Genomic DNA, 7,081 nt, shown 5'->3' with positions numbered 1-7,081 from the left:
TATGTAGTGCATCTGCTCTAATATCAGCTACTTTCTTGTGGAGTTTTGCTAGTTTCTTTACTGCTTTGCGTCTGTTTTTGGAGCCAATAACTTTTTTACTGACTGCACGTTGATGACGAACTAATCTTTTTTTTGCTTTCCTGTAGGCTTTGACATTGGCAAATTTAGTTCCATCAGAACAGGTTGCTAATGTATTTATGCCTATGTCTACACCAATAGTTTCTCCTACTTTTTCTGTTGGTTTGGATTCAAAATTGTACTTAAAACTGATGTACCAACCATCTGCTCGTTTGGATATTCTGACATTTTTTACTGGTATTGAAGGTAAAATTTCATAAGTTTTTACTATTCCTATTCTGGGTAATTGTATGTAGTTTCCTTGGAAAATTTTGATACTTCCTTCTAAGTAAAAGCTGTCTTTTCTACCTTTTTTCTTAAAGACTGGAAATCCACGTCCCCGAATAGTTAAAAAGTTTTTAAATGCCCTTTCTAAATCTCTTAATGCTTGTTGAGGGGCACATTTAGATACCTCATAATACCAGGGATTAATTGATTTGACTTCGGCTACTAAACGTTTATGCAGGGTGATGGCGCTTGGGCGAAATTTAGTTTCTTCGTACTCTTTTATGCAAGTTGCTAATCCCCAATTATAAGCATGACGAGCTACTCCTGCGTGTTTGGCAAGTATTGTTTTTTGTTGGTTGTTAAGTTTGAGCTTAGTCTTAAAAGATTTCATGATTATTGTTTTTGTTGGCACTAAGCGCGCAGTTGTGCTGTTTCATATATAGTTAATAAGTTAGACATAAATCTAGTGTATCACAGAGTATTTGTCTAATTGTGTCTCACTTTGTCTAATTATTTTAATACTGTTGATAGCCCCATCTTCCCTCACTCCTAATCTTCCCATCAAACTTAGTAGGCTTTAACGGTAAAAGATGAGATGTCAAAAACAATAATATTAGTTATTATATTAGTAAATGTTAAATAATCAAAATAATATAATTTCTTAATATTAGCTAATAAAGAGTTATGAAATCTGATGTCAACAGTTTGCGTACCTGCCAACAACAGTTAGTTGATTTACAAAATGAAAATGCTATTCTTAGAGAACGTCTATATCAGTTGGAGCAAATATTAGATATTTTACCCGAAAGCTTGATTTGTCAAGATTTGAAAAACCAGGAAATATTTTATAGTAATCATGCTTTTCAGCAACAAAGCCGTGAAAATCAAACTAAAATTTCAGAAGTCAGCAGGGTGACAAACGATAGACATCCAGTAGAAAAAACTACCGAAATCAAACTAAATGACAATATAGAAGAGCGTTATTTAGCTATTCATCAAATTCCTCTGCGTAATAGTCAAAGAAAAATTAGTTATTTGGTAACATTTTCTCAAGATATCACTGAGTTAAAACAGCTTCAACAATCACAACAGCTATTGCTCTCAATTATCGATAGCTTACCTCAAATGATTTTTTGGAAAGACCGCAACAGCATTTTTTTAGGGTGCAACCGTTACGCCGCTCAAATTTGTGGTTTTTCATCACCTACAGAAATTATTGGTAAAACTGACTACGATATGCCTACTACAGAGGAAGAATCTGAGTGGTATCGGGAATGCGATTTTAGAATTATGGAGACTAATACTCCAGAGTTGAATATTGTAGAAACCCAACATCGTCCAGATGGTAGTCAAGCTTGGATCAATACGCATAAAGTACCACTCCATGACCAAGAAGGAAATGTGACAGGTATAGTAGTATCCATCGAAGATATCACTGAAAAAAAGCACACAGAAGCACAACTACAAGAAGTTACAGCTCGTTGGCAACGTATTGCTGCTAGCACCCCTGGACTTTTTTATCAATATTGTCAATCTCCTACAGATCCTATAGGAAAATTCACCTTCCTGAGTGAAGGTTGTTATGATATCTACGAACTCGATCCAGAAGCTGCACTTCATGATAATAGTATCTTGTGGGAATTAGTTCACCCTGAAGATCTCCCCACCTTTCAGCAGTCTGTAACTCAGGCTTTCACACTTAAAGCAGTATGGCAAACAGAATATAGAATTACTACTCCTTCTGGCAAGCTCAAGTGGCTACAAGCAACTGCAATGCCATGCAAACAAAATGATGAAAATGTCTATTGGGATGGCGTTATTCTTGACACTACCGAACTAAAGAAAACTGAATTTGCTCTAAGTCGGAGCGAAAAAAGATTGAGACGATTTTTTGAACAGTGTCCTCTAGCTGCAATAGAATGGGATGCTGATTTTCGTGTTGTTGAATGGAATCATACTGCAGAAAAAATCTTTGGTTATAGCAAAGCAGAAGTCCATGGCAAGTTGATTTCAGAATTGAATCTTGTTCCTCCCTCAGCACAAGATGATGTAGATCAAGTAATTCAAAAGTTACTGGCAGGAACAGGAGGAACATTCAGCATAAATGAAAATATCACTAAGACAGGAAAAATTATTGTTTGTGAGTGGCACAACTTTGCATTTTATGATGACGACCGCCAGCTAATTAGCATTTTCACTATGGCGCATGATGTCACAGAGCGCCAAAAAATTCAATCTGAATTACTCCAACAGCGACAGTTACTCAGAACTATTGTAGATACTTTGCCCCAAGCTATTTTCTGGAAAGACTGCAATAGTATTTACAAAGGTTGTAATAGTACATTTATTAGAGAAATAAATCACCAACCTTGCTCAGAAATTGTTGGTAATACAGACTATAATTTGGCCTCGAATGAGGAGGAGGCCAGATTAGAACAACAGAGCGATCAAGAAGTTATGCAATCTGGTAAACCACAAATGCACTTAGTTGAGCAAAGACAGCTTCCTAATGGCAATCTGACTTGGTTAGATATTTGTAAAGTCCCATTAGTTGATGAAAATGGTAGAATATTTGGGATTCTTGGTACTTATGCAGATATTACTGAACGCAAGCGAACCGAACAACAGTTACGAGAAAAGGCTCAACGAGAACAACTGTTTAACCAAATTATCAGTCAGATTCGCCAATCCCTGGACATTGAAACTATTCTAAATACTACTCTCAATAGAGTTCGGGAATTGATGCAAACAGATCGATGCCTTTTTTTCTGGTATTGTACTGATGCAGAAGAGCCTTATTGTTATATTAGTAATGTGTCTCAACTTCCAGGTTTACCCGATATACCACAGAAGTACCCAGCTTCGATATTAGGTTCAATTAATCAGAAGGTTTTGCACTTAGAAGTTATCAAAATAGTTGATACTGACTTAGAACCAGATAGAACTTTTCAAAAATTGCTCAAATCATTAGGAATTCAATCTTTTCTATCTGTTCCCTTTCAAAAAACATCAGGTCAAATTGGAGCATTAGTATGTAATAATCACACTCAGGTACGCAACTGGAATGATACAGAAATTAGTTTACTACAAGCTGTAGTGGAACAGTTAGATATTGCCTTGACTCAAGTAGAACTTTATAATCAAAGTCGCAGCAAGACAAGAGAATTAGAAACTACTCTCAAGAAACTGAAGCGGACTCAAGCTCAGATGATTCAAAATGAAAAGATGTCTAGTTTAGGTCAACTTGTCGCAGGAGTAGCTCACGAAATTAATAATCCTGTCAGTTTTATTTACGGCAATCTTTCTTATGCTAAACAATATACTCAAGATTTATTCCATTTGATTGAGCTATATCAAACCCATTACCCTAACCCACATACTGAAATTCAGGAAGTAATAGAAGAGATGGAATTAGAATTTTTGCAGGAAGATTTACCGAAACTTCTCAACTCAATGAAAGTGGGAGCTAATCGTATTGAAGATATTGTCAAATCTTTGAGAAATTTTTCACGCCTCGATCAATCTGGACATAAAAAAGCTAACCTCCATGAAGGAATTGATAGTACTCTTACTATTTTATACAATCGTATTAATAGGCGAAATCATTTTCCGGCAATTGAGATAGTTAAAAATTATGGCAATATTCCACAAGTGGAATGTTATCCAGGACAGCTTAATCAGGTATTTATTCATATAATTAGTAATGCCATCGATGCTATTGAAGAAAAAGATGCAAAGCGGACTATGGAACAAATTAAATCAGAACCAAGCTTAATTGAAATTTCTACTAAAATTGTTGGTAAGTTTGTACAAATTTGTATTCGGGATAATGGAACTGGTATTCCACCAGAAGTTAAAGAACGTCTTTTCGATCCTTTCTTTAGTACTAAGGATGTTGGTAAAGGTACTGGACTAGGATTATCTATTAGCTATGAAATTGTAGTTGAGAAACATGGCGGTAGCCTAAAATGTAACTCTAATCTTGGTAAAGTAACGGAGTTTGTGATGAAAATTCCCATGAAGCTTATACCGTTTCGCTAAAGTCAAATTCGCTAAAGTCAAAAGTTAAAAGTTAAGTAAGTTGGCCTAAAAAAAACTAAGTATTTAACAAAAAGTAAAGTAGCTCTAAAACCTCTTCCCTTCTGCCCTATGCCTTCTTCCTTCTTCCTTCTTCCTTCTTCCTTCTTCCCTCTTTAAGAAGATGGTATTAAACGTTTTCTCATAGATTCTGCACGTCTTTTCGCAGTATCATTTTTGGGGTCACATTTTAGTGCTGACTCATAAGCTTCTAAAGCTTGAGCAGTTAATTTTTTCTTCTCATAAGCATGGCCTAAATTATTATAGACAGTTACATAATTAGGGTCTATTTTTAATGCTTCTTTGTATTGCCTAATAGCAATATCGTATTGATCTTTAGCAAAGTAGGAAAAACCAAGAGCATTATAAACTTTAGCAGAACTTTCTGAATTTTCTGAGTCTTTTAATTTCACACCTTTTTGTAACAATTCAATTGCTTGAGAATACATTTTTTTTTCTAAAAATATACTGCCAAGCTGATAATATTCGTCTATTGTTCCCTGTTCGTTTTTCAGTTTATTTGTCAATTTAGAAAGCTGACTTTCAGTTTTCCTTGTCTTAGTAATCTGGCGAATGACAAATATACCGGATACAGACAATAATATTAATAGTATTAGTAGGTATAAAACTGGTAGAGTGCTATCCATAATTAATAATTAATTTTTATTAGTAATAAGGCTAGATTTGAAATTTTATAGCACTAGGCAAATAGGGCGGGGACATTTATAAATACTCAAAGTTAGTCAGGGATTACTTCTGACTTCTGACTTCTGACTTCTGACTTGCGCGTAGCGCTATAGGAGTGGAGTAGGAAGTAGTTGTCATAAAAATTTCCGGTTTCCAACTCCCTAAATCTTCTAGTTGATATTATCCTTGAGCTTGGCTTGCTAATTCAACTACTTTAGCAAAAGTTTCAGGCTCTAAAACTGCTAATTGGGCTAACATCTTACGGTTAATGATAATATTAGCTTTTTTCATATTACCTATCAGTTGACTATAACTCATGCCCTGTTGACGAGCTGCAGCATTTATCCGAGTAATCCATAAACGACGGAAGTCCCGTTTACGTTTACGACGATCGCGATAAGCATTTCGTAACGCCTGCATGACTCGCTGATTAGCAACTTTAAATAGTTTAGACTGTCTACCTCTAAATCCTTTAGCTAATTTAAGAACCTTGTTACGGCGTTTACGAGCAACATTACCTCTTTTAACCCTGGTCATAATTTTTCCTCTAAAATTTTACAAATATGGAAGCATTAAACGTACATTTTCTTCATTACTCTCATGGACAAGAGCCATTTTAGACAGACGACTCTTGCGGTTGGAGCTTTTATGTTGCAACAGATGACTCTTAAAAGCTTTACGACGCATGATTTTTCCACTACCTGTGGCTTTAAAGCGTCTAGCTGCAGCCTTGCGAGTTTTTAATTTTGGCATGATTTGCACTAAATTTTATACACAATATTTGATTTTAGCACAAAAGTTGGTTAAAATGAAAGACTTAATTTTATTGTTAATTTCTGAAGCTCTTATTAACCTTGGTGTATGGGTTAACAGCCGTTAACCCCTAAAATATTTGGTCGCACCACCCCACCTTGATTGGAGAAATATTTTTGGAGCGAAGCTCAAATCCCCGTGACAAAAATAACTTCTGACTTCTGACTTCTGACTTCTGACTTCGTTATGCCTATCTACTCAGAATTGTATTAGATTAGGAACCCAAGTTTGACGTAAAAACAACCTTATGATAAAAAAATCAGACTAGACCACTTTGCTCATAAATGAAGTGCAAAGTTTTCTAATCACGACTACCCCTAAAGTAATGATACTAAATGTTTAGTCTTCCTAGCAAAATTGAGGCAATTTTATACCTGAAGGGACAACCCCTCTCTATTTCAGAAATTTCTGAAATTGCCAAGTGTGAGCGTGGCCAAGTTAAAGATGCTTTAATCGAATTAATGTCTGAATATGCCCACCGACATACTGCCTTAGAAGTCGTAGAAACTGAAAAAGGCTATAGTCTTCAACTCAAAGCCACTTTTAGTGAGTTGATAGAATCTTTAATTCAACCAGAGTTGGGAGTAGGTGCTCTGAGGACTTTAGCAGCGATCGCTCTTAAAGGAGGTATTAGTCAATCAGAATTAGTAGATATTCGTGGTTCAGGAGTTTATCAGCACGTTCCAGAACTTGTTACCTTGGGGTTTGTTCGTAAACGTCGTCAAAAAGAATCTCGTTCTTATTGGTTACAAGTCACAGATAAATTTCATCAGTATTTCCAACTAGATCAACTTCCTCAACAATTATCACTTGACCTTAGTTCTTTCTCAGATGACGAAGAGGAGTGAAGAAGGCAGGAGGCAGAAGGTAGAAGTTTTCCAATAACTAGGGCTTGCTGATTAAATATCAAAGTTTTTAATGACAAAGGTTTCAGACTTTGCAGCTACTAACAAAGTATCAGCTTTTAGGTAGTTCCAGTTAAAAAATCTAGGATTTTTGGCAAAAAAGGGTTAGAAAATCAAGGGAAGATTCTTCTGGCTATTTCTTCTCGGAATCTCATTCCTCCTGGATTCTGAATTCTTGATTCTGGCTACTCCTCTTAAAAAAAGACTAGTGAAGCGCAAACCCTAATTATATGAATCAACGCTCTCTGATATCC

Annotated in this window: 6 protein-coding genes; 2 read left to right on the top strand and 4 right to left on the bottom strand. The window is 35.7% G+C overall.

The window, feature by feature from the left end; all coding sequences use genetic code 11:
* The coding region (locus tag AC3DU7_RS20300; protein ID WP_488041115.1) for an RNA-guided endonuclease InsQ/TnpB family protein at window positions 1-736 on the bottom strand (736 nt) is incomplete at its 3' end.
* 293 nt (window positions 737-1,029) lie between these two features.
* Between AC3DU7_RS20300 and AC3DU7_RS20295 the strand changes: the two genes are divergently transcribed.
* The gene (locus AC3DU7_RS20295; protein ID WP_488041114.1) at window positions 1,030-4,386 is read left to right on the top strand and encodes a PAS domain S-box protein; all 3,357 of its coding nucleotides are present in this window, start codon (window positions 1,030-1,032) and stop codon (window positions 4,384-4,386) included.
* Between the two features lie 152 nt (window positions 4,387-4,538).
* On the opposite strand, the gene AC3DU7_RS20290 is transcribed toward AC3DU7_RS20295, so the two are convergent.
* The 3 genes from AC3DU7_RS20290 to rpmI form a co-directional block, all read right to left on the bottom strand.
* A complete protein-coding gene (locus tag AC3DU7_RS20290; RefSeq protein ID WP_488041113.1) occupies window positions 4,539-5,069 on the bottom strand; it encodes a tetratricopeptide repeat protein in 531 nt (176 codons plus the stop codon).
* A 220-nt stretch (window positions 5,070-5,289) separates the two neighbouring features.
* Window positions 5,290-5,646 carry a 50S ribosomal protein L20 gene (gene rplT / locus AC3DU7_RS20285; protein WP_488041112.1) on the bottom strand — a complete coding sequence of 119 codons (357 nt, stop codon included), beginning with the start codon at window positions 5,644-5,646 and terminating at the stop codon, window positions 5,290-5,292.
* Between the two features lie 18 nt (window positions 5,647-5,664).
* Window positions 5,665-5,862, bottom strand: coding sequence for a 50S ribosomal protein L35 (gene rpmI / locus AC3DU7_RS20280; protein WP_488041116.1), 198 nt, complete (start codon window positions 5,860-5,862; stop codon window positions 5,665-5,667).
* A gap of 395 nt (window positions 5,863-6,257) precedes the next feature.
* On the opposite strand from rpmI, the gene scpB reads away from it, so the two are divergent.
* On the top strand, window positions 6,258-6,770 hold the full coding sequence (scpB, locus tag AC3DU7_RS20275) for an SMC-Scp complex subunit ScpB (protein WP_488041111.1): 513 nt from the start codon (window positions 6,258-6,260) through the stop codon (window positions 6,768-6,770).
* Window positions 6,771-7,081 lie beyond the last annotated feature (311 nt).

The sequence above is a fragment of the Okeania sp. genome, assembly GCF_983059655.1.
This window is presented reverse-complemented; position numbering and strand designations above follow the sequence as displayed.